This window comes from Arthrobacter sunyaminii (assembly GCF_018866305.1).
Lineage (GTDB): Bacteria > Actinomycetota > Actinomycetes > Actinomycetales > Micrococcaceae > Arthrobacter_B > Arthrobacter_B sunyaminii.
On the sequence record NZ_CP076456.1, the window covers coordinates 3,320,780 to 3,340,753 of the forward strand.

Sequence of the window (19,974 nt, forward strand, 5' to 3'; positions counted from 1 at the left end):
GCAGGGCGGAACCGCGCAGGTGCCGGTGTCAGAGGGCTTTGACGCCTGCTTCTGCAACGTCCTGGTCCTGGTTGCCGGAACCGCCGCTGACGCCGATGGCGCCAACCACTTCCCCGTCACGGATGAGCGGGATGCCGCCGGCAAAGATCATGATCCGGCCGTTGTTGCTGGCAGCAATGCCGTAGAACTGCTGGTTGGGCTGGGAGTTCTCGGCCAGGTCCTTGGTTTGGATATCGAAGGCCCGGGACGTGAAAGCCTTGTTGATGGAGATGTCGATGCCGCCAAGCCAGGCACCGTCCATCCGGACATGAGAGATGACGTTGCCACCGACGTCGACGACGGCAATGTTCATGGGCTGGCCTATCTCGGTGGCTTTGGCCTCGGCGGCGCTAATGATGTTACGGGCGTCCTCAAGAGTCAGTGCCATAACGTTCTCCTCGATCTAGTGGGCAGGCAGACGTCGTCGTTAATGCCAGCCCATTGAGTTGGAAATTCATGCCGCCGTCCGGGCGGCACTGGTTGGCAGGGTACGGGTTTGACCGTTGGTTTGCCTGCGTAATTGACGGATTATTTATGCGTTCCCAAGCATCCCGGCTTCTCCATTTCCTTGTGATGTAACAGGAGTTACACTTCGAAATGTGATGCAACATATCGACTGGGTCCTGATCCTGCCGCAGCTTCCTTCCGAACCCTCCCGGCACCGGGTCGCCGTATGGCGCCAGCTGCGCAAGGCGGGCGCCGTGCCGGTCTCACCCGGCGTTTGGGCACTCCCTGCCGGACCGGCGTTCCAATCGGAACTGGACCGCGCCGGAGAATTGTGCCGCAAGGGCGGCGGAACTTTGGCCGTTGTTGATGCAACGCCGCGGGACGAGGCCTCGGCCACGATGATCCGGAATGCTTTCACTGCGGTACGCATCGATGAATGGGCTGAGTTCACCGCTGACTGCGGCAAGTTCGAGGTGAAAATTGCCCGGGAAATCCAGAAGCGGAAGTTCACGTTCGCTGAGCTGGAGGAGGAAGAGCAGAGCCTGGATCGGCTGCGGCGCTGGTACCGGGACCTGAAAAGGCGGGACATACTGGAGCTGCCTGAGGCGAGGGCCGCCGATGTGCGGCTGCGTGCCTGTGCAGCCGCCTTGGAGGACTACGCAGAGCAGGTATATCAGGCCGTTCATGGTGCATCCGGAGACGGCGGCCGCCGCCTGGCCGAGCCGACACTGTTGGAGGCTCCGCAGGAACAGGCCGGTTCCCGCTCATGAACGCCCGGCAGAGGCGCAGCAAAGCCGCCGGGGCAACTCCTCCGGCGGTCCCAAAGCCCTCTGCCCGCATCCTGGCACCCCTTTACGCCGCTGGATTCACCACGGCCTTCGGAGCCCACAGCATAGCTGCCGGGCTCGGTGCCGAAAGCGGCGGCATAGGAATGGGGATGCTCACCCTCGGTGTGCTCCTTGCCATTTACGACGTCGCCGAAGTGGTCATCAAGCCCGTCTTCGGTTACCTGAGCGACAGGATCGGCGCCAAGCCGATCATTGTGGCCGGGTTGTTCGGTTTCGCCCTCGCCTCTTTGTTGGGTACGACGTCGGCCACCCCCCTCATGCTTGGGCTTGCCCGGCTGGGGCAGGGCATAGCCGCAGCAGCCTTTTCCCCGGCGTCGTCAGCGGCTGTTGCCCGATTGGCCGGGACGGCCGCGGCGGGCAGCTACTTCGGCAAGTATGGTTCGTGGAAGGGCCTGGGCTACGTGCTCGGCCCCCTGCTGGGCGCCGTGCTTATCTGGGCCGGGGGCTTCCGCGCCCTGTTCCTGTCAATGGCCATTGCCTCGGCCGCGGCCGCTGTATGGGTTTGGATCGCCATGCCTGCGCTGCAGGTTCTCGCCCGCCCGCGCTACACCGTAACCGAACTGGTGCGCCAAAGCACCCGGCGTTCCTTCCTGGTGCCCACGCTGGCACTGGCAAGCACTACGGGAGCTCTCGGCGCCTCCGTCGGCTTCCTGCCGCTGCTGGGCAACAACCTGCACTTGAACCTGTTCGCGAGCATAGCCGTGGTGTCCCTCCTCGCCTTGTCTTCCGCCCTGATCCAGCCGCTGGTGGGCCGATGGTCGGATCAGGGCCGCATCACAGCCCCCGCCGGCATGGGTCTGGGCCTGGCCATGATCGCAGCTGGAGTTACGCTCCTTGCCCTGCTGCCGGTGCCGGTAACGCTGTACCTGGCCGCGGTGGTCATTGGCTGCGGCATTGGCATTACTACGCCTCTGGGATTCGCGTACCTTGCCGTCACCACCCCCGAAGAACGGATGGGCCGCACCATGGGCGCCGCGGAAATCGGCAGGGAAGTGGGAGAAATCGGCGGACCACTGATCGTAGGAGCAGTTGCAACCGCTGCGAGCGTGGCAGCGGGTCTTGGAATGCTGGGACTGATCGTGGCCGGCACATCCGTGCTGTGTCTTGCTTTCCTGCGCAACCATTCCCAACGCTGAATGCTGAATCCAATATTTTGGAAACCCCATATATTTTGGCCATATTCCGTTGCCAGAAGCGCTGCCGCACCATAGAGTCCGTTACCAATTGGACAGTCCGTGACCACGTACAATCCGATGAGCAACCCCAAAGGGGTGATTTCCGATTTTAGCTGAGCAACGGCGCCAGCAGATGCTCCCCCAATCCGCCAAGGATGAGGTGAGAGGCGCATGGGAACGGTTCGTGCAGGGCGACGACGACATCTATGGCGTGCGGCCGGAAGTCGCCATTTCCTGGCAGCGGTCCCGGGATCGCTACCGGGTTGACCCTTTTCTGTCCGAGGTGCCCAACGCTGTCTCGCAGGTGGCCCACTCACCCAATCAGGATGCTGTCTTTGCGGAGCTGGGGTTCTGCGCCGCAGCAATGGCAAACGAGGTGGCCAGTGCCGGGGGCATTGTGACCATTGCGGACGCCTATGGGCGGGTGCTGTCCGCCTGGGGCGATAAAAGCACCCGTTCGATCGCTACCGCGGGTGGACTCGCGCCGTGGCACTGCTGGTCCGAGGGTGCAGTAGGCACGAACAGCATGGGCACAGCACTCGAAACTCACCACGCGGTAATGATCAATCAGTCGGAACACTGGCTGCAGGCCTTCCACGACTGGTCCTGCGGGGCCATCGCGGTACGGGACGTAGTGAGCGGGGACCCCCTCGCCGTTCTGAACATTTCATGCTGGCGCAGTGACCTGCCGCTGTCCACCCGCAAATGGCTGGAGAACTCCGCCGCCCACACTCAGAACACCCTGCGCACCCGCGCGCGGGACAGCGGAAGCGAGTTGGTCGCCGCTTACGTCCAGGCCCGGGGGCGGACAAACGAGCCGCTGGTTGCCGTTGATCTCGCCGGCGGGGTGGTAATTGCAGACGACAGAGCGAGCGTCTTTCTCGGCGTACCCGGAAATGTCCCAGCAATTGACCCCGTGACGCGCTGGGCACCGCAGCTTCCGGCCTTCATCCACGCGGCAGGTTATGCGACGAAAAAGGCCAGCTCAGACCCTGGATGGACCGGGTCCACGAAGATCTTCACCGCTCTCTCCGACGAACCGCTATCGATCGGATTCCGTCCCGTCTTCCTTCACAAGTCTCTGATTGGGCATTTGATCTCGTTTGGTGCATCTTCAGGCGAGGAGTTCCCGCAGACGAAAAAAGGCAGCACGTCCCTAGGGCAATCCCGTCGGATAGTCGCGCTCCGCGGAGAGAACAGAATGGTTCTGCTGGCACCGTCAGAGGTCACAATGGCCGGTTCGGAAGGCAGTGACGTGTGGCTGCTCACGGATGAAGGCAAACTCCCGGCCGCCCAGTCCGGCTTGGAAAAGCTCGACCATGATCTGGCTGATACCGGTAACTTCCTGAGGGTACACCGTCAGTATCTGGTCAACCTCAGCCGTATCCGGGAGGTGGAACGCCGGGAGAAAGGGGAACTTGTTCTGATTATGGACGATGCAGAGAACACCCGCGTTCCGGTCTCCCGGCGTAACACCGGCGCGGTGCGCCGCGCACTGAGCATTTGAGCCTCTGAGTGCGCGGCAACCGGCTCAGTCCATCTCTACCGGTATCTCCCCGAACCCGAAGAAGGTGACCATCCAATAGACGGCGTAGAGACCCAGGAGGACAAAGCCGTGCCATCTGCGCAGGTGGCCTGTCCACAGGAAGTACGTCGCCAGCCAGGTCATCAGCGTCAGTGCCGGCAGGTGCCATGTGATCACCGAAGAGTCGACAATCACGCTGCCGAACAGCAGAAGCACGCCGAGTTTCGCCGTCACGGAGAAAACGGCGCTGCCGATCACGTTGGCGATGCCGATCTCGGGAGCGCCCCTCATTACCGGCCTGACCGTCAGGTACAGGTCTTCGAGAGTGAGCACCAGAGTGGCGATAGTAGCTCCGAAAACCGTCGCTTCCATGCCAAAGTCTTCCAGGATGCCTTCGGTTCCCTCGGCAACCAGATAGGCACCCAGGATCAGCCCGACGAGCGCGACGGCGGCCAGCGCCAGTGCAGGCCAGCCAGTGCGCCGATTTGCCTCCGGAAACGGCATTTCCTTGCCGAAGAACTTGTTGGTCCGGCCAGTTGCAGCTCCACCCTCGCCGCCGGTCAAGGTCAGCGTGTCAACGCTGGAACGGGCTCCGGTGCCGGAAGTGCGGGCGAGCTCATAAGCCTCAAACATCTCCGCATCGCGGAAGACCGGCCGGTTGGCCTTGGATTCCCGGCCGACAACGTAAACGAGGAATGCCAGGAACAGGCCCAGCAGAATGACTCCGTGGATAACAGTCATTGGCCCGGTTAGGAGGAACGGGATGAGGACGAGCGGCGTGAGTGCAAAAATGCTGAGGTAATCCCGCGGGATGCTAACCCGCGTCGGTGCCAGAATCGCCGCGATGGCGAGGACCAAGCCGCTGTACCCCACCGTGGTTCCAAACACGATGCCGACAGCAACCCCGTCCATTTCTTCTAAGTTGAAAACAACGCCAAGGGCTACATCGTCGAACTCAATCCCGGTGAAGATGATGGCGAGCAAAAAGATCGAGGCGGTCAGGCCCCTCGCTGCGCCGACCAGATGAGTGACGAGTTTGTCGGCAGCGTAGATCAGTATCGCGGCCCCAAGAACGAACGTGATCATTGAAACCATATGCCTCTGACCAGCCCTTCCGATATGTGAGTACAGATGGACGCTCTGCCGTGCAGAGCAGGCAGGCCCTCGCTCGTCCGAGCCAGTTGAGAGGTAACCGTATGCTGGCCATGGCAAGACAGCCAGAGACAACCGCCGAACCCCCGCACCGTGCCGCTCACCTGCCCTAACACGCCGTTCAGCCTCAAAACGGGACTGTTACCGGGGTGATCACACAGGTCAGAGTCCGTTGCTGTGTGCCAGGGCGATGGCTTCGGTGCGGGATCCGACGTCGAGCTTTTTGAAGAGGTTCCGCACATGGAACTTGACCGTGTTCTCGCTGATGCCCAGCGTTGACGCGATGGTGCGGTTACGGTGCCCCGCGACAAGCAGCTCAAGGACTTCCAGTTCCCGGGCAGCCAGGTTCCAGCCGGCCGCATCCCGGGCGGGACGGGTGGTCAGGTCCAGTGGAAGCGAGACGAAGACATCGGCACCCCACCCCGGCATGACTTCCATCCGCAACTGTCCGGTCAGCGCTTTTACCCGGCGTTCCAGACCCCTGACACTGGCTGAGTCGGCGGTCAGCACGCCGCCGCCGTCGTCGCGCACGTTGATCAGCAGGTTTTCACCGTCGCAGTCCCAGCGCGTGCGGATTCTGCTGATGTCGGTTTGCTCCATCATGGTCAGCACAAGTCCGCGGACAATGGCCCGTGCTGCGTGCGCGACCTCGCCGGGGAGCGCGCGCCCGTTAAGGGGAGGCTCGATGAACTGGATCTCAATACCGCTGAAGCGGGTGAGCGGCCGCAGCTCCTCCCGCAGGCGTTCAAAAGCCCTGGCTACGGGTTCTTCCACCGCAGTGGTGGTGCGGTCGCTGAGGGCACGGATGCTGATCAACGCCTTGCCGGCGAGGTCAGTGACGGTTGAACGGGCCGCGGCGTCGTTCAACGATGCAGAACGCAGGGCTGCCAGAAGGGTTTCCAGGGTTGTGGAGTGCATATCGGTGAGTTCTGCGGTTACGCGCAGGCGTTCAGCCGAGGCTGCGCGCGACTCCAGCAGGTACGACGGCGGCGCGTCGGCGATTTTTTCCTGAATCCGCCGGGCGGCGATACGCCACAGATACTTGACCACATCCAGCTCGGCACCGTAGCTGCCGGCGCCGGGATGAGGATCGGTAACCACGAGCATCGCACGGCTGGAAACGTGTTCCAGAGCCAGCACGGGCAGAATGCGGCCCGCGATCTCAGCCTCTGTGAAAACGGGATTCTCACCTGAAAGCGCTGGGCGAAGCTTTTCGAGCTCGGCGATGGAAACCCGGGAGATGATCGATTCCTCGCCGGCTTTCTTCTGCGGCCGTCCGGTGCAGTCCTCAGTAAAGATGACCAGCGCGCTGCTTTTTAGGTAGGGAAGCATAGCGTTTCGGAGCCGTTCCGCTATGTCGGTCAAAGGAGCATCCGCCAATGACGCGACTGCGCGCAGAAACAGCCACGGAAGGCTCGACAGAGACTCGGATTCTTCGTCCCGGGGCAGGCTGGTGACAGCACTCATGCGGTGAGTGTACGGGAGCGAAGCGTGTTTACAACCCTTAAGGGTAGTGAGAACCGTTCAAAAACAGTGTTACCCCTACCCGTAAGTTTCTCGATCATGAGTATCAGCCAAGGCATGTGGTGCCGCTACAGGCCCGATGACCGAATCAAGGGAGATACATCGTGAATCCGACAGCAAATGCAACGCTCAATGAGGAACCGGCAACACTGATCTGGACTGAACTCGATCAGCGGGCCGTGGATACGGCTCGCGTGCTGGCCGCTGACGCCGTGGAGAAAGCGGGCAACGGTCATCCGGGCACTGCGATGAGTCTGGCGCCGGCCGCCTACCTCCTGTTCCAAAAACTGATGCGGCATGACCCGTCGGATCCGGAGTGGACAGGACGTGACCGTTTCGTGCTCTCCCCCGGCCATACGTCGCTGACCCTGTACATCCAGCTCTTCCTCTCGGGTTACGGCCTGGAGCTCAACGATCTGCAGGCCCTGCGAGCCTGGGGCTCACTAACCCCGGGGCATCCCGAGTACCGGCACACCAAGGGGGTGGAGATCACCACGGGTCCGCTGGGCCAGGGACTGGCCACAGCGGTGGGCTTCGCCTACGGGCAGCGCCGCCAGCGCGGGATGTTCGACGCCGGTGCTGCGCAGGGTGAGAGCCCGTTTGATCACACGATTTGGGTCATCGCCTCTGACGGCGATCTCCAGGAAGGCGTGACAGCGGAAGCTTCCTCTTTGGCCGGGCACCAGGAGCTTGGGAATCTAGTGGTGCTCTACGACGAGAACCACATCTCCATTGAGGATGACACGAACATCTCCTTCACCGAGGACGTCCTGAAGCGCTACGAGGCGTACGGCTGGCACACGCAGCGTGTCGACTGGACCAGGACGGGCGAATACATCGAAGACATTGCCGAGCTGCACTCCGCGCTTCTGGCTGCCAAGGCAGAGACCTCCAAGCCGTCCATCATCTCGCTGCGCACCATCATCGGCTATCCGTCGCCGAAGAAGCAGAACACGGGCAAGATCCATGGATCCGCGCTCGGAAAGGACGAAGTCGCGGCGCTGAAGGAAGCCCTGGGCTTTGACCCGGAGAAGTCCTTCGAGGTCGCCCCGGACGTCCTGGCGCACGCCCGCGGTGTGCTCCAGCGGGGCATGGAAGCGCACAGCTCCTGGCAGAAGAGCTTCGATGCGTGGCAGGCATCGCATGTCAGGGAGGCTGCCGCGCTTGAACGCATTCAGGCCCGCACCCTGCCTGCGGGCTGGGACGCCGCCCTCCCGGTGTTCGAAGCGGGAAAGGACATGTCCACGCGGGCCGCCTCGGGCAAGGTGCTGAACGCCCTCGGCCCCGTGCTCCCCGAACTCTGGGGCGGCAGCGCCGACCTCGCTGAATCGAACAACACCACCATCGAGGGCGCCGCCTCCTTCATTCCGGCGTCCCGTTCCACCGGCGTCTGGAAGGGAAACCCGTACGGGCGGGTCCTGCACTTCGGCATTCGCGAGCATGCCGCCGCCGCGATCGTCAACGGCATCGTCATGCACAGCAGCACGCGCGCCTTCTCGGGAACCTTCCTGATCTTCAGCGACTACCAGAAGCCCGCCCTCCGCCTCGGCGCCCTCATGGGTGTTCCGGCGATCTACGTCTGGTCACACGACTCAATCGGCCTGGGAGAGGACGGTCCCACGCACCAGCCGGTGGAGCAGCTCGCCTCCCTGCGCAGCATTCCCGGGCTCGACGTCGTTCGCCCGGCGGATGCGAACGAGGTCGCCGTCGCCTGGCGCACCATTCTGGAGAACACGCAGAACCCGGCCGGCATCGTGCTCACCCGCCAGAATGTCTCTGTGTTCCAGCGCGGCGCAGGTGAGGCCCGGGGCGAGACATTCGGGGCGGCGGAGGGTACGGCGAAGGGCGGTTACATCCTTGCAGAAGCGAAGAACGGGCTTCCCGACGTCATCCTGATCGGCACAGGCTCCGAGGTCCAGCTCGCCGTGGAAGCCCGTGAGGGGCTCGAAGCGGAGGGAATCTCCACCCGCGTTGTGTCCATGCCGTGCCTGGAATGGTTCAACGCACAGGATTCGTCCTACCGCGACGCAGTCCTGCCGCGCACCGTGCGCGCCCGGGTCTCCGTCGAGGCAGGCGTCTCGCAGGGCTGGCACGGCGTCGTCGGTGATGCCGGACGCAGTGTCGCCCTTGAGCACTTCGGAGCCTCCGCCGACTATCAAACGCTTTACCGCCAGTTCGGTCTTACGGCAGACGCCGTCGTCGCGGCGGCGAGGGACTCCCTGGCAGCCGTGGCCGCCGAACCCCTGGCGCCCAACGGCACGCCGGCCATGCCGTCCGGCCACCGGGGCACCGAGACCGGCGACCAGCAGAAAAACGGAAAAGGAGCACACCATGACCTCATCACCCACAGCTGATCTCACGGCCGCCGGCGTCTCAATCTGGCTCGATGACCTCTCCCGGGAGCGCATCAATTCGGGCGCCTTCAAGCATCTCATCGAGGAGCGCAACGTCGTCGGCGTCACGACCAACCCCAGCATTTTTGCCGCAGCGCTGAAGAAGGGCGAGTCCTATGCCTCGCAAATCGGCGCTCTCGCACAAGCAGGAGCCAGCGTCGGCCAGGCCGTTTTCGACATCACTACGCACGATGTTGCCCAGGCCTGCGACATTTTTGCCGAAGCCGCCAAGCGCACCAACGGAGCCGATGGCCGCGTCTCCATCGAGGTTGACCCGGGACTGTCGCGAGACACCGCGGGAACGGTTGCCGAGGCCAAGCGGCTGCACGCGAAGGTGCAGCGCACCAATGTCCTGATCAAGATCCCGGCTACCCGCGAGGGCCTGCCTGCCATCTCCACGACACTTGCCGGGGGCATCAGCGTCAACGTCACGCTGATCTTCTCCCTGGAACGCTACCGTGACGTCGTTGACGCCTTCATGCTTGGTCTCGAACAGGCCAAGGAGAACGGCCACGACCTGTCGCAGATTCACTCCGTGGCCTCGTTCTTTGTCTCCCGTCTGGACACCGAAATCGATGCACTCCTCGATGCGGTCGGAACTGACGAGGCGAAGGCACTCAAGGGGCAGGCCGGCGTCGCCAATGCCTGTTTGGCCTACCGGATCTTCCAGGAGCAGTTCGCCACCGAGCGCTGGCAGGCCTTGGAGGCCGCCGGTGCCCATGCCCAGCGTCCCCTCTGGGCTTCAACCGGAGTGAAAGACCCGAACCTCCCGGACACGCTCTACGTCGCGGGCCTCGTCGCTCCCCATGTCGTCAACACGATGCCGGAGAAGACACTCGAGGCCGTGGCCGACCACGGTGTCGTGAGGTTCGATACCATCACCGGATCCTACGAGCAGTCCGAGAAAACCCTCAACGGCCTCGCGGCCGTCGGCATCTCCTACGACGAGGTAGTCCAGCAGCTCGAGACCGAGGGTCTCGACAAATTCGTTGCCAGCTGGGCGGAACTGCTGGCCGACGTCGAAGCTGCCCTCACACACGCCGCTCCCGAAAGGCAGACGCCATGCCCGGTTTCCCTCTGAAATGCTGCATCAACCCAAGCATCCTCTCGGCTGACTTCGCGAACCTGGAGTCCGAGCTCGCGCTCATAAGCAACGCCGATGCCGTTCACGTGGATGTCATGGACAACCACTTTGTTCCGAACCTGACCATTGGCCTGCCCGTGGTGGAGCGGCTGCAAAAGGTCAGTCCCGTACCGTTGGACGCCCATCTGATGATCTCCAACGCAGACCGCTGGGCACCGCAATATGCCGACGCCGGTTTAAACTCGGTCACTTTCCATGTCGAAGCATCGGACGCCCCCATCAAACTCGCCCGCGAACTGCGTGCCAGAGGCACCAGGGCAGGTATGGCCCTGCGCCCGGCCACTGCGGTGGAACCGTACCTGGATATGCTGCCGGAACTGGACATGCTGTTGATCATGACGGTGGAACCGGGCTTTGGGGGCCAGGCATTCCTGGACGTAATGCTGCCCAAGATTCGCCGTGCCCGCGCGGCTGTAGAGGGTTCCGGAGTGGACGTCGCCATCCAGGTGGACGGTGGCATCACGGAAGAAACAATCACCCGGGCTGCGGAAGCCGGAGCCAACGTCTTCGTGGCCGGTTCTGCCGTCTACGGCAGGCCGTCGCCGGCGGAAGCCATCGAGTCACTGCGGGCAAACGGCCAGCGCGCCCTGACCCGTCCTTAAGGGTAGTCAAAACCGTTCAAAAACAGTGTTACCCCTGCCCGGAGTGCTCACCATCATGGATATCAGCCACAAGCGGCCGCAAGGCCGCTACAGGTCGATGACTGCTTTGAAAGGACAAACAGTGAATCCGACAACAGATGCACCGGCCATTGCGCCCGCCACTGAGAGTGACGTGCTCCGCAATATCTCCCTCGTCAGGGACGAAATCACCAACACTGCAGCCAAACTGGATGCCCGCGAGCTGGCCGGCCTCGCGGCTCATCTCAGCCAGGGCGGACGGGTGTTCGTTGCCGGGGCGGGCCGAAGCGGCCTGGTTCTTCGGATGGCCGCCATGAGGCTGATGCATCTGGGACTGACGGTTCATATCGCCGGTGACACCACTACCCCGGCTATCACATCCGGCGACCTGCTGCTGGTAGCTTCCGGGTCCGGAACCACGTCGGGGGTGGTCAAGTCGGCGGAAACCGCGGCGAAGGCCGGAGCGCGGATTGCAGCGTTCACGACCAACCCGGATTCACCGCTGGCCGGGCTCGCCGACGCCCTGGTCATTATTCCGGCCGCACAAAAAACTGATCACGGCTCGAGCGTGAGCCGCCAGTACTCCGGTTCGCTGTTTGAACAGGTCCTCTTTCTCGCCACCGAAGCCATCTTCCAGTCCCTGTGGGACAACACCGATGAACCCGCCGAGGACCTCTGGCTCCGGCACGCCAACCTCGAGTAAGCACAACGTCCGCCGTCACAGCCCAACGCAGTCCCCTACAGAAAGAAGCAGCTCGTGAAACTTCAAGTAGCCATGGACCTCCTCACCACCAAGGACGCCCTCGAACTGGCAGGCCGGGTGGCCGAGTACGTCGACATCATCGAACTCGGCACTCCCCTGATCAAGGCCGCGGGGCTTTCCGTTGTCACAGCAGTCAAGGAAGCCCATCCGGACAAGCTTGTCTTCGCTGACATGAAGACCATGGACGCCGGCGAGCTTGAAGCCGACATCGCCTTCAAAGCCGGTGCAGACCTGATGACCGTGCTCGGTGTCGCCGATGATTCCACCATTGCCGGCGCCGTCAAGGCAGCCAAAGCGCACAACAAGGGCGTCGTGGTCGACCTCATCGGAGTTGCGGACAAGGTCACCCGCGCCAAAGAGGTCCGTGCGCTCGGTGCGGAGTTCGTTGAGATGCACGCGGGTCTGGACGAGCAGGCCCAGCCCGGTTTCGATCTGCAGGGGCTTCTCACCGCAGGCGCCGAAGCCCGCGTTCCGTTCTCCGTTGCCGGCGGGGTGAAGGTGAGCACCATTGGAGCGGTTCAGCAGGCCGGAGCCGACGTAGCTGTAGCCGGCGGCGCCATCTATGGTGCAGCCGATCCGGCCCTGGCCGCCAAGGAACTGCGCGAGGCCATCGCCTAGCTCCCGAAGGGCGCCCCCGTCGAGTGTCCGGGACACTCGACGGGGCGCCCCGGAGCGCTTCGGCATGGGCCCGCCGCTCCGGCGGCACAACAAGCACCAAAGCCTCCCGTTGCCGCCTACCGCCCGGTAACCATAATGTGGGGGAATGGAAAACTGCGTGCAACCCGCCCGAACTCTCCGCTGGCAGGGTCTGGAAGACACCGCACGCCATGACACCGCAGCCGTATCGTTCCGGGACCGGGAGCTGGCTGCCGGCGGCACCTCGGTCGCCGAGGAGTACACCGCCTCGTGGACCCTTTCCACCTCGCCGGGCTGGGTAACCACCCGCTTCTGCATCCGGGTCGAAGCACCTAGCTGGTCGCGTTCCCTGGAGCTCACGCGCTCCCCCGAAGGAAAATGGACTGCCGACACGCAGGTATCAGGGAACTCCGGGCTGCCTGCTCCCGGCATCGAGGACGCCGGCTCGCTGGACAACGCCCAGGACGTTGACCTTGACCTGTGTCCTCTGACCAACACCATGCCCATCCTCCGCCTGGACCTGCTGAACGCCTCAGCTCCTGCGGATGACACCAAACTCACCATGGCCCGGGTGGAAATGCCAAGCTTGCGGGTGCTCCCCAGCGATCAGGTCTATTCCCAGGTTTCGGCCTACGGCGAGGAACGGGGTTACGGTGTGGTCCTCTTCAGTTCCACTTCCCGCGGGTTCACCGCCGAGCTGACCGTGGATTCTGACGGTGTGGTCATCGACTATCCGGGCCTTGCCCGCCGCCTGCCCTAACCCTGCCTTCCCTGGCCCCGGCTTCCGGGTGCACCGGGCTGCCTCCTCCCGCGGCTAGGATTGAAGTACACCATCCGCAATTTTGGAGACCCCATTGAGCCAAATGTTCCTGGACAAATTCAAAGCCCTGGTCCCCAAGTATCTTGAGGACGACTGGCGCGAAGAAGAAGACGGCATCCCCGCCGACATCCTCAATGAGATGCTCGACGCCCACGATTTCGCCATTCCCCTGGTGCTGCGGGAGTTCTACCTTGCCCTGGGCAACAGTGAAGACCTCATGGAGGCCTACCACTTCTTCTGGGATCCGGACGAGCTGGAAATCGAAGACGGTTATCTGCTCTTCCTCGAAGACGAGGACGAGAAGTTTGTCTGGGGCTTCCGTGTGGATCAGCTGGACGTGCCGGACCCGATCGTGTGGCGGCGCAACAACGCCCGCGGCGACTGGCAAAGCGAAGAGGGCACCTTCAGCGAATACGTCTTTGACATGTTCGAGTGGGTCTTCGAGGAAGATCCCAACTAACCCTTCCCGGAAGGAGCCACGCATGCAGCAGCCCGGCACCGTCGATGAGGTGTGGCCCAGCCACGCGCCGGAGAACTACCAGTGCCCGTTCTGCGACATGGCGTCCGGAGAGTTCGCGTTCCCGGACAACCTTTGCGAGCCCGGAGACCTGGTGTATTCCGACGAGCTGGTACTGGCGTTCATCGCGTCCCACGGCTTCGATCCGGAGCCGGGCCACGTCCTGGTGACGCCCCGGGAACATTTTGAGCTGCTGTATGAACTGCCCGACGACGTCGCTGCCCGCCTCATGATTGTCACCCGGGACATGGCTGTGGCCATCAAAAGGGCGTGGCATCCCGACGGCGTCACCACCCGGCAGCACAACGAGCCCGCCGGCAGTCAGCACGTCTGGCACTACCACCAGCACGTGCTCCCCCGCTGGAACAATGACGGGCTCTATTTCACGCCCAAGCGCCCGATTGTGGACCCCGCGGTGCGGGCCCGGAAGGCCGCCGAACTTCGCGCCGTCCTAGAGGGCGGACCGACCCGGCATTGATGCTGCTGCGCCGCGAGTATCTCCGGCTCCGGCCCTACGGCCGTGACCTGTCAGTCTTCTTGGGTTCATGGTCCTGGGTCCAGGCTTGGGAGTAAAGGCCAAGCGCGGCTTCCTCCGGTGGAGTAATGCCAAACCTGTTGAGCAACCTTCTGCTCTGATAAATGGTCAGGAACTCCGCGCTGCGGCTGATTCGGGCCTTATCCGCCTGGTACAGGTAAGAATCCACGGCGCGGCTCCAGCGCTTACGGCAGTTGTCGACGGACGGCTCGGAAGCGATGGCGGACATGATACTGAGTGCGGGAACCACCTGTGTTGCCGTCCGCAATGTCAGGGCTTGGCGTGCGCGTTCTGCCTGGGGTCCAAAAGATTCCGTGCAGCTGCGCAGATGCCTCGTCCAGTAGTAGTCCCAGCTAAGCGCCCGGCGATCCGGCCACAATGCCGAACGGGGTCCGCGCATCATGGCATAAGCCGTGTCGTGGAGAAGCAGGGCCGCAAACGCCGAGCGGGTGCCGGCGGCGGCAAAACGGCCCAGCCCCCAAGCCGCGAGCTCCGAGGAGAGTTCCGCCACTTCGCAGGTGAGCGCAATACCCTTTATACCTCCGAAGGAAGCCATGACTGCCTCGATGTGCGGCGTGGCTGGCCCGCCCTGGGGTGGCGGGTATTCACCGCGGTGTTTCTCGGAAAGGTGCAGCTCCCCCAGCTGGGGCGAGGACTGGAGCGCGAGAGCCTGTGCAAAGCGCTTCAGTCGGCCCGCGATCTCGCCTCGGACCAAAAAATGCACCTGCACGCTCGGTTCCGTGGCATCCAGATGCCGTAAGTAGAAACTCCGCTCGGCCCCCCAAGTTCTGGCTTGAGTAATCAGTGGCGTGACCACATGCCGAACGACGGCGTCACACACCTCTGCACGCGCTGGCTGCACCGTCAGCACCCACCAGCCCGTCATATCAGCCTTCTGCGGCAAGGACCTGGCTGACACCGCCCCGACCTGGTGCACTTCACGGCGTGTGGCCACAACTTGGCTCATGGGCTCTCCCCTGGAATGTACTACAACGTAGTGGTTCACAGCGTGGCACAAACCCGGAAAGCGCCCTCTGACCTGCAGATAATCATAGAAAGTATGCTTACTATGATTGCCGGGGGCGGCGGCGTCCGCTAGGGTGCGCCCTAGACGTCCCGTTCCACCACGGCCACGGCAAAGCTGGCCAGCGCCTGCTTCACCACGGTGTCCGGCAGCGGTTCCAGCGCGGCAACTGCCTCATCGGACCACTGTCGGGCTACCGCCCAGGCTTCTGACGTGGCCCGGTTCTCCCGCAGTGCCTGCACGGCTGCGGCCAGCGCTGCATCGGAGCTCAGGTCCCCGTCCACCAGCTCAAGTACGGCGGCGGCATCGGCGTCGCCCGCAGCAGCGTTGCGGCGCAGCAGCAGCACCGGCAGGGTTGGCACGCCTTCACGCAGGTCAGTACCCGGTGTCTTGCCGGACTTAGCCTGAAGTCCGGTGACGTCTATGACGTCGTCGGCCAGCTGGAACGCGGTGCCCACCTTCTCGCCGTACTCCACCATGACGTCGACGGCCCGGCGGTCTGCACCGGAGAAGAGCGAGCCGAACTCGCCGGCGGCGGCGATCAGCGACGCTGTCTTACCGGAAATGACGGACAGGTAGTGTTCCAGCGGATCCTGTTCCTCGCGCGGTCCCACCGTTTCATGCAGCTGGCCCATGCAGAGCCGTTCAAAGGTGCGGGCCTGAATGCCCAGGGCTTCGCCGCCGAGCTCGGACACCAGTGAGGAGGCACGGGCAAAAATCAGGTCTCCGGTCAGCACAGCCACCGAGTTGCCCCACACCTCGTGGGCCGTGGGCGCACCGCGGCGCAGGGGCGCGGAATCCATGACGTCGTCGTGATAGAGCGTGGCCAGATGCGTCAGTTCAACGACGACGGCGGTCTGGATGACGTCGTCGTTGACCGGGTTGGGGCCCAGATGTGAGGCCAGCAGCGCCAGCAGCGGGCGGATTCGCTTGCCGCCGGCCTGCGCCAGATGCCGTGAGGTGGCGTTGGCAAAGGGATCCGAGTTGGAGATTGCTTCAAGGAGCCGGGCTTCCACCAGCTCCAGGGCGGCGGCAATGGAAGGGCCCAGCTGGGGGTCTTCGGCGATAAGCGCGAATCCTGCCGGCAGTGCGGGCGCGGCGTCGTCAGCGGCAGTATCCGGGCTGGTGTTCGAGGATTCAGTCACGGTGTGAACTAACTTTTCGTCGGAGCGGTTTGGACAGCGGGCGGGATGGATCGTCTTGGTTCGAGGCTGCCGGGACAAGGGCTTCCAGCACGGCAATAACTCTATCCTCCAAACCCTTGTTGCTGCGGTCCGTGAGGTTGGCCAGCATCCGCACCACAAATTTCATCAGCACCGGCAGCGGCATTCCGGTGCGCAGCGCGAGCTTCATGATGGCGGGTTTGCCGATCAGTCCGGCGAAGATCCGGCCCAGGGTGAAGTGGCTTCCCCACTCTGCACGGATATGGTCGGCGTAGCCCGAGAGACGGTAATCAAAGGCTGCCGGGGCAGACAGGATTCCCGGAGTGCGTGCCTCAGCCTCGGCTGCCACGATAAAGTCGGCGGCGAACCGCGCGGATTCCATGGCGTAGGAAATACCCTCGCCGTTGAACGGCGAGACCATGCCGCCGGCGTCGCCCAGCAGCAGGAGCCCCGGTGAGTAGTGCGGGGTGCGGTTGAAGCCCATCGGCAGCGCCGCACCGCGGATCTCCCCCACCTGGTTCTCCGGAGAAAAACCCCACTCGGCGGGCATACCCGCGGTCCAGTCGCGCAGGACCTTGCGGTAGTCCAGCTTTCCGAATTCCTTGGACGAGTTCAGGATGCCCAGGCCCACATTGGACGTTCCGTCGCCCACCCCGAAGACCCAGCCGTAGCCGGGGAGCGGATTTCCGGCGGCGTCGGGAAGTTCCAGCCAGCCTTCCATCCAGTCATCGTTGCTGCGCGGGCTTTCGAAGTAGGTGCGCACGGCCACGCCCAGCGGCCGGTCGTCGCGCTTTTCGATGCCCAGGCTCAGCGCGGTGCGGCTGGAGTTGCCGTCCGCCGCCAGCACCACGTCGGCGAAGAATTCGCGGGTTTCACCGGTGCGCCGGCCGGCGTCGTCGAGCACGTTGGCCACTGCCCCGGTAACCCGGCCGTCATCGCTGCGCAGCGCGGAGGTGACCGAGTGCCGCTCCAGAATGAGCGCCCCGGCCGCCTGCGCGTGGCGGGCCAGCGCCTCGTCAAAGCCCAGGCGGGTGCGGATCAGTCCGTAATCGGGGAAATCGGAGAGCACCGGCCAGGGAAGTTCAACGGTGCGTCCCCCTGCAATGAGGCGAAGGCCCTTGTTGCGGCGCCAGCCCTCTGATTCTTCATGGGGCAGGCCGAGGAGCTGGATCTCACGGACGGCGCGGGGCGTCAGGCCGTCGCCGCAGACCTTCTCCCGGGGGAAGGAGGTCTTTTCCAGGACGGTAACGTCCACTCCGGCGCGGGCCAGGTAGTAGGCAGCGGTGGAACCGGCGGGCCCGGCACCGACAATAAGGACCTTCACTTAGATGGCTGTCCTCCCCGGCTTTACAGCACGGTGGATGGCCACGATGCCGCCGGAGAGGTTGCGGTAGGCCACGTCGTCCCAGCCGGTCTCCGAAATCCAGGCCGCCAGTCCGTCCTGGTTGGGCCAGGCGCGGATGGACTCGGCGAGGTAAACGTAAGCATCGGGGTTGGAGGCAACCTTGCGGGCGATAGGCGGAAGGGCCCGCATCAGGTATTCGGTGTACATGGTCCGCCACACGGGAACGGTGGGAGAGGAGAACTCGGCGATGACCAGACGGCCGCCGGGCTTGGTGACCCGCAGCATTTCGGAGAGCGCCTTTTTCGGCTCGTTCACGTTGCGCAGACCAAAGGAGATGGTGGAGGCGTCAAAGGAGTTGTCCTCGAACGGCAGATTGGTGGCGTCGCCGGCCACGAAGTCGATGTCCGGACGGCGCCGCTTGCCCACCTTGAGCATCCCCAGGGAGAAGTCGCAGGCAACTACGTTGATGCCGGCGTCTGCGTAGGGTTCGCTGGAGGTGCCGGTGCCGGCGGCCAGGTCAAGGACCCGCTGGCCTGGCTGGGCGCCAACGGCGTCCACCACCAGACGACGCCAACGGCGCGTCTGTCCCAAGGACAGCACGTCATTCACGACGTCGTATTTCGGTGCCACGTCGTCAAACATGGCAGCGACTTCATCAGGGCGTTTTTCCAACGATGCGCGCTTCACTCGATCATTGTCTCAAAGAATGTCCACGGGACCGAACGCGCAGTTGCAGGTGTCTTCCGCCTCACGGAGGATGGCCCCGTGCCCTCAGCGGCGTGGAACGCCGCCCGGGACACATCCGCGCGAGGAGTAGGCTGGAGTCATTATGACCACCCTGCGTTCCCTGACCGTGCCCATTGGTGAGCTGTCCGCCACAATCGGGCTGCTGGAGTATCTGGTCCTTAATGACCAGCTTGCCTGGATCCGCAGCGGAGAAGGGCTGGTGGGCTTCGGTGAAAGTGCCCGTTTCACCTCCAGCGGCCCCGAACGCTTCGCGGACGCGCAACAGTGGTGGCTAAAGCTGGCGGACGACGCCGAGATCGAGAATCCGCTGTCGGTTCCCGGCAGCGGCCTGGCCGCTTTCGGATCCTTCGGATTCTCCAAACGCTCTCCTTTTGAATCCCGGCTCATTGTGCCGGAGATCGTGGTGGGTTCACGCGACGGTGTCACCTGGATTACGCAGACCACAGCAGATCCCGATGCCGAGCTGAGCCCGGCCTCCGCCAGGTCGGCCCTGGACCTGTATCTGGATGAAGTTCCGGTTGCGCGCGAGCCGGACCCGGAGGACCGCATCCTGCCCGGTATCCTCAGCGAGGCCGAGTGGAAGAACGCCGTGGCCCGCTCGGTGGCGCACATCAACGCCGGGGACCTCAGCAAGATTGTCCTGGCCCGCGACATTGTGGCGTCCCTCGGTTCGCCCGTGTCTGCGGCGCAGGTGCTGCGCGAGCTGGCTTTGCGGTACCGCAGCTGCTGGACCTATTCGGTGGACGGCCTGATCGGCTCCACGCCCGAAATGCTGATCAAGGTGGAGAACGGAGTCGCCCGCGCCCGCGTCCTGGCCGGCACCCTGGACCGTGCCACGGCGCCGGCGGATGATCCGCACTATCCGCAGCGGGTGCTGGCCGGATCCGACAAACAGCGTCATGAACACCAGATCGCGATTGATTCGCTCACCCGCCAGCTGCAGCCCTTCACCTCCTCCATGACCTCGCACAGCGAGCCGTTTGTCTTGGAACTGCCCAACGTCTGGCACCTCGCGTCCGACGTGGCCGCCGACTTGGCGCCCGGCGCCGACGGCGGAATCCCGACGTCGCTTGCCCTGGTGGAGGCGCTGCATCCCACCGCGGCAGTCTGCGGCTTCCCCACCAGCGTTGCCGGCGAACTGATCAGTGAACTTGAACACATGGACCGCGGACCCTATGCCGGCCCCGTGGGCTGGATGGACGCCGCAGGCAACGGCGAATGGGGCATCGCCCTGCGCGGAGCCGTCATTGAGGACCCCCGCACGGTGCGGCTGTATGCAGGCTGCGGCATTGTGGCCGGATCCAATCCGGCCGCGGAACTGGCGGAAACCTGGAGCAAGTTCCGCCCCATGCTCGAAGCACTGGAACTGGACCGCGCCCGCGGTGCCGTGGCCGGATCCCGGGCTTAGCACTCAGGGCCGCCTGCTCCTAAACTTTAAGCGCCTCCCTTGACGGTGTGACGAAGGTTGTGTATCGCACCGCTTCGGAGTGCGTATAATTGAGTGATCGTGCATATTTATGCATAGCTCAGGCAGCAGCACCGGCCCCTCCGGCCGGT

The 19,974-nt window shown here is 63.8% G+C and carries 19 protein-coding genes; 12 read left to right on the forward strand and 7 right to left on the reverse strand.

What is annotated here, in order from left to right; translation table 11 throughout:
* Positions 1 to 28 precede the first annotated feature (28 nt).
* Positions 29 to 427 (reverse strand): GlcG/HbpS family heme-binding protein, encoded by a 399-nt coding sequence (locus KG104_RS15025; protein ID WP_104052933.1) that lies wholly within the window; start codon positions 425 to 427, stop codon positions 29 to 31.
* A gap of 214 nt (positions 428 to 641) precedes the next feature.
* Here KG104_RS15025 and KG104_RS15030 point away from each other — a divergent pair, with 214 nt between their 5' ends.
* The 3 genes from KG104_RS15030 (at position 642) to KG104_RS15040 (ending at position 4,016) form a co-directional block, all read left to right on the forward strand.
* Positions 642 to 1,256 carry a Chromate resistance protein ChrB gene (locus KG104_RS15030; RefSeq protein WP_237687124.1) on the forward strand — a complete coding sequence of 205 codons (615 nt, stop codon included), beginning with the start codon at positions 642 to 644 and terminating at the stop codon, positions 1,254 to 1,256.
* Entirely contained in the window at positions 1,253 to 2,470 is a 1,218-nt protein-coding gene (locus tag KG104_RS15035; RefSeq protein ID WP_207347826.1) for an MFS transporter, read from the forward strand. Before KG104_RS15030 ends, KG104_RS15035 begins: the two co-directional genes overlap by 4 nt.
* 199 nt (positions 2,471 to 2,669) lie before the next feature.
* Positions 2,670 to 4,016, forward strand: a complete 1,347-nt coding sequence (locus KG104_RS15040; protein ID WP_207347825.1) for a DNA-binding protein — start codon at positions 2,670 to 2,672, stop codon at positions 4,014 to 4,016.
* A 24-nt stretch (positions 4,017 to 4,040) separates the two neighbouring features.
* Here the strand turns inward: KG104_RS15040 and KG104_RS15045 are convergent, their stop codons facing one another.
* Both KG104_RS15045 and KG104_RS15050 read right to left on the reverse strand, forming a co-directional pair.
* On the reverse strand, positions 4,041 to 5,120 hold the full coding sequence (locus KG104_RS15045; protein ID WP_207347824.1) for a sodium:calcium antiporter: 1,080 nt from the start codon (positions 5,118 to 5,120) through the stop codon (positions 4,041 to 4,043).
* A gap of 228 nt (positions 5,121 to 5,348) precedes the next feature.
* Complete coding sequence (locus tag KG104_RS15050; protein ID WP_207347823.1) at positions 5,349 to 6,653, reverse strand: helix-turn-helix transcriptional regulator; 1,305 nt, start codon at positions 6,651 to 6,653, stop codon at positions 5,349 to 5,351.
* Between the two features lie 161 nt (positions 6,654 to 6,814).
* Here KG104_RS15050 and tkt point away from each other — a divergent pair, with 161 nt between their 5' ends.
* The 8 genes from tkt to KG104_RS15090 all read left to right on the forward strand — a co-directional run bounded on the left by tkt (position 6,815) and on the right by KG104_RS15090 (position 14,081).
* Entirely contained in the window at positions 6,815 to 9,064 is a 2,250-nt protein-coding gene (tkt, locus tag KG104_RS15055) for a transketolase (protein ID WP_207347822.1), read from the forward strand.
* Positions 9,042 to 10,184 (forward strand): transaldolase, encoded by a 1,143-nt coding sequence (gene tal, locus KG104_RS15060; protein ID WP_207347821.1) that lies wholly within the window; start codon positions 9,042 to 9,044, stop codon positions 10,182 to 10,184. Before tkt ends, tal begins: the two co-directional genes overlap by 23 nt.
* A complete protein-coding gene (gene rpe, locus KG104_RS15065; protein WP_207347820.1) occupies positions 10,166 to 10,849 on the forward strand; it encodes a ribulose-phosphate 3-epimerase in 684 nt (227 codons plus the stop codon). The genes tal and rpe overlap by 19 nt, the downstream gene beginning before the upstream one ends.
* A gap of 121 nt (positions 10,850 to 10,970) precedes the next feature.
* Positions 10,971 to 11,570 (forward strand): 6-phospho-3-hexuloisomerase, encoded by a 600-nt coding sequence (hxlB, locus tag KG104_RS15070; protein ID WP_372434165.1) that lies wholly within the window; start codon positions 10,971 to 10,973, stop codon positions 11,568 to 11,570.
* Positions 11,571 to 11,624: 54 nt separating this feature from the next.
* Entirely contained in the window at positions 11,625 to 12,248 is a 624-nt protein-coding gene (hxlA, locus tag KG104_RS15075) for a 3-hexulose-6-phosphate synthase (protein WP_104052951.1), read from the forward strand.
* A gap of 157 nt (positions 12,249 to 12,405) precedes the next feature.
* On the forward strand, positions 12,406 to 13,026 hold the full coding sequence (locus KG104_RS15080; RefSeq protein ID WP_237688606.1) for a putative glycolipid-binding domain-containing protein: 621 nt from the start codon (positions 12,406 to 12,408) through the stop codon (positions 13,024 to 13,026).
* A gap of 94 nt (positions 13,027 to 13,120) precedes the next feature.
* The gene (locus KG104_RS15085; RefSeq protein ID WP_104052956.1) at positions 13,121 to 13,546 is read left to right on the forward strand and encodes a hypothetical protein; all 426 of its coding nucleotides are present in this window, start codon (positions 13,121 to 13,123) and stop codon (positions 13,544 to 13,546) included.
* A gap of 22 nt (positions 13,547 to 13,568) precedes the next feature.
* A complete protein-coding gene (locus KG104_RS15090) occupies positions 13,569 to 14,081 on the forward strand; it encodes an HIT family protein (protein WP_207347817.1) in 513 nt (170 codons plus the stop codon).
* Positions 14,082 to 14,115: 34 nt separating this feature from the next.
* On the opposite strand, the gene KG104_RS15095 is transcribed toward KG104_RS15090, so the two are convergent.
* The 4 genes from KG104_RS15095 to KG104_RS15110 all read right to left on the reverse strand — a co-directional run bounded on the left by KG104_RS15095 (position 14,116) and on the right by KG104_RS15110 (position 18,357).
* Entirely contained in the window at positions 14,116 to 15,105 is a 990-nt protein-coding gene (locus tag KG104_RS15095; RefSeq protein WP_337925683.1) for a lantibiotic dehydratase C-terminal domain-containing protein, read from the reverse strand.
* A gap of 140 nt (positions 15,106 to 15,245) precedes the next feature.
* Positions 15,246 to 16,307, reverse strand: a complete 1,062-nt coding sequence (locus tag KG104_RS15100) for a polyprenyl synthetase family protein (RefSeq protein WP_207347815.1) — start codon at positions 16,305 to 16,307, stop codon at positions 15,246 to 15,248.
* Entirely contained in the window at positions 16,300 to 17,649 is a 1,350-nt protein-coding gene (locus tag KG104_RS15105) for a geranylgeranyl reductase family protein (RefSeq protein ID WP_207347814.1), read from the reverse strand. Before KG104_RS15105 ends, KG104_RS15100 begins: the two co-directional genes overlap by 8 nt.
* On the reverse strand, positions 17,650 to 18,357 hold the full coding sequence (locus KG104_RS15110; protein ID WP_104052963.1) for a demethylmenaquinone methyltransferase: 708 nt from the start codon (positions 18,355 to 18,357) through the stop codon (positions 17,650 to 17,652). It lies immediately after the preceding gene.
* A gap of 142 nt (positions 18,358 to 18,499) precedes the next feature.
* On the opposite strand from KG104_RS15110, the gene KG104_RS15115 reads away from it, so the two are divergent.
* Positions 18,500 to 19,825 (forward strand): isochorismate synthase, encoded by a 1,326-nt coding sequence (locus KG104_RS15115; protein ID WP_237685637.1) that lies wholly within the window; start codon positions 18,500 to 18,502, stop codon positions 19,823 to 19,825.
* Positions 19,826 to 19,974: the final 149 nt, after the last annotated feature.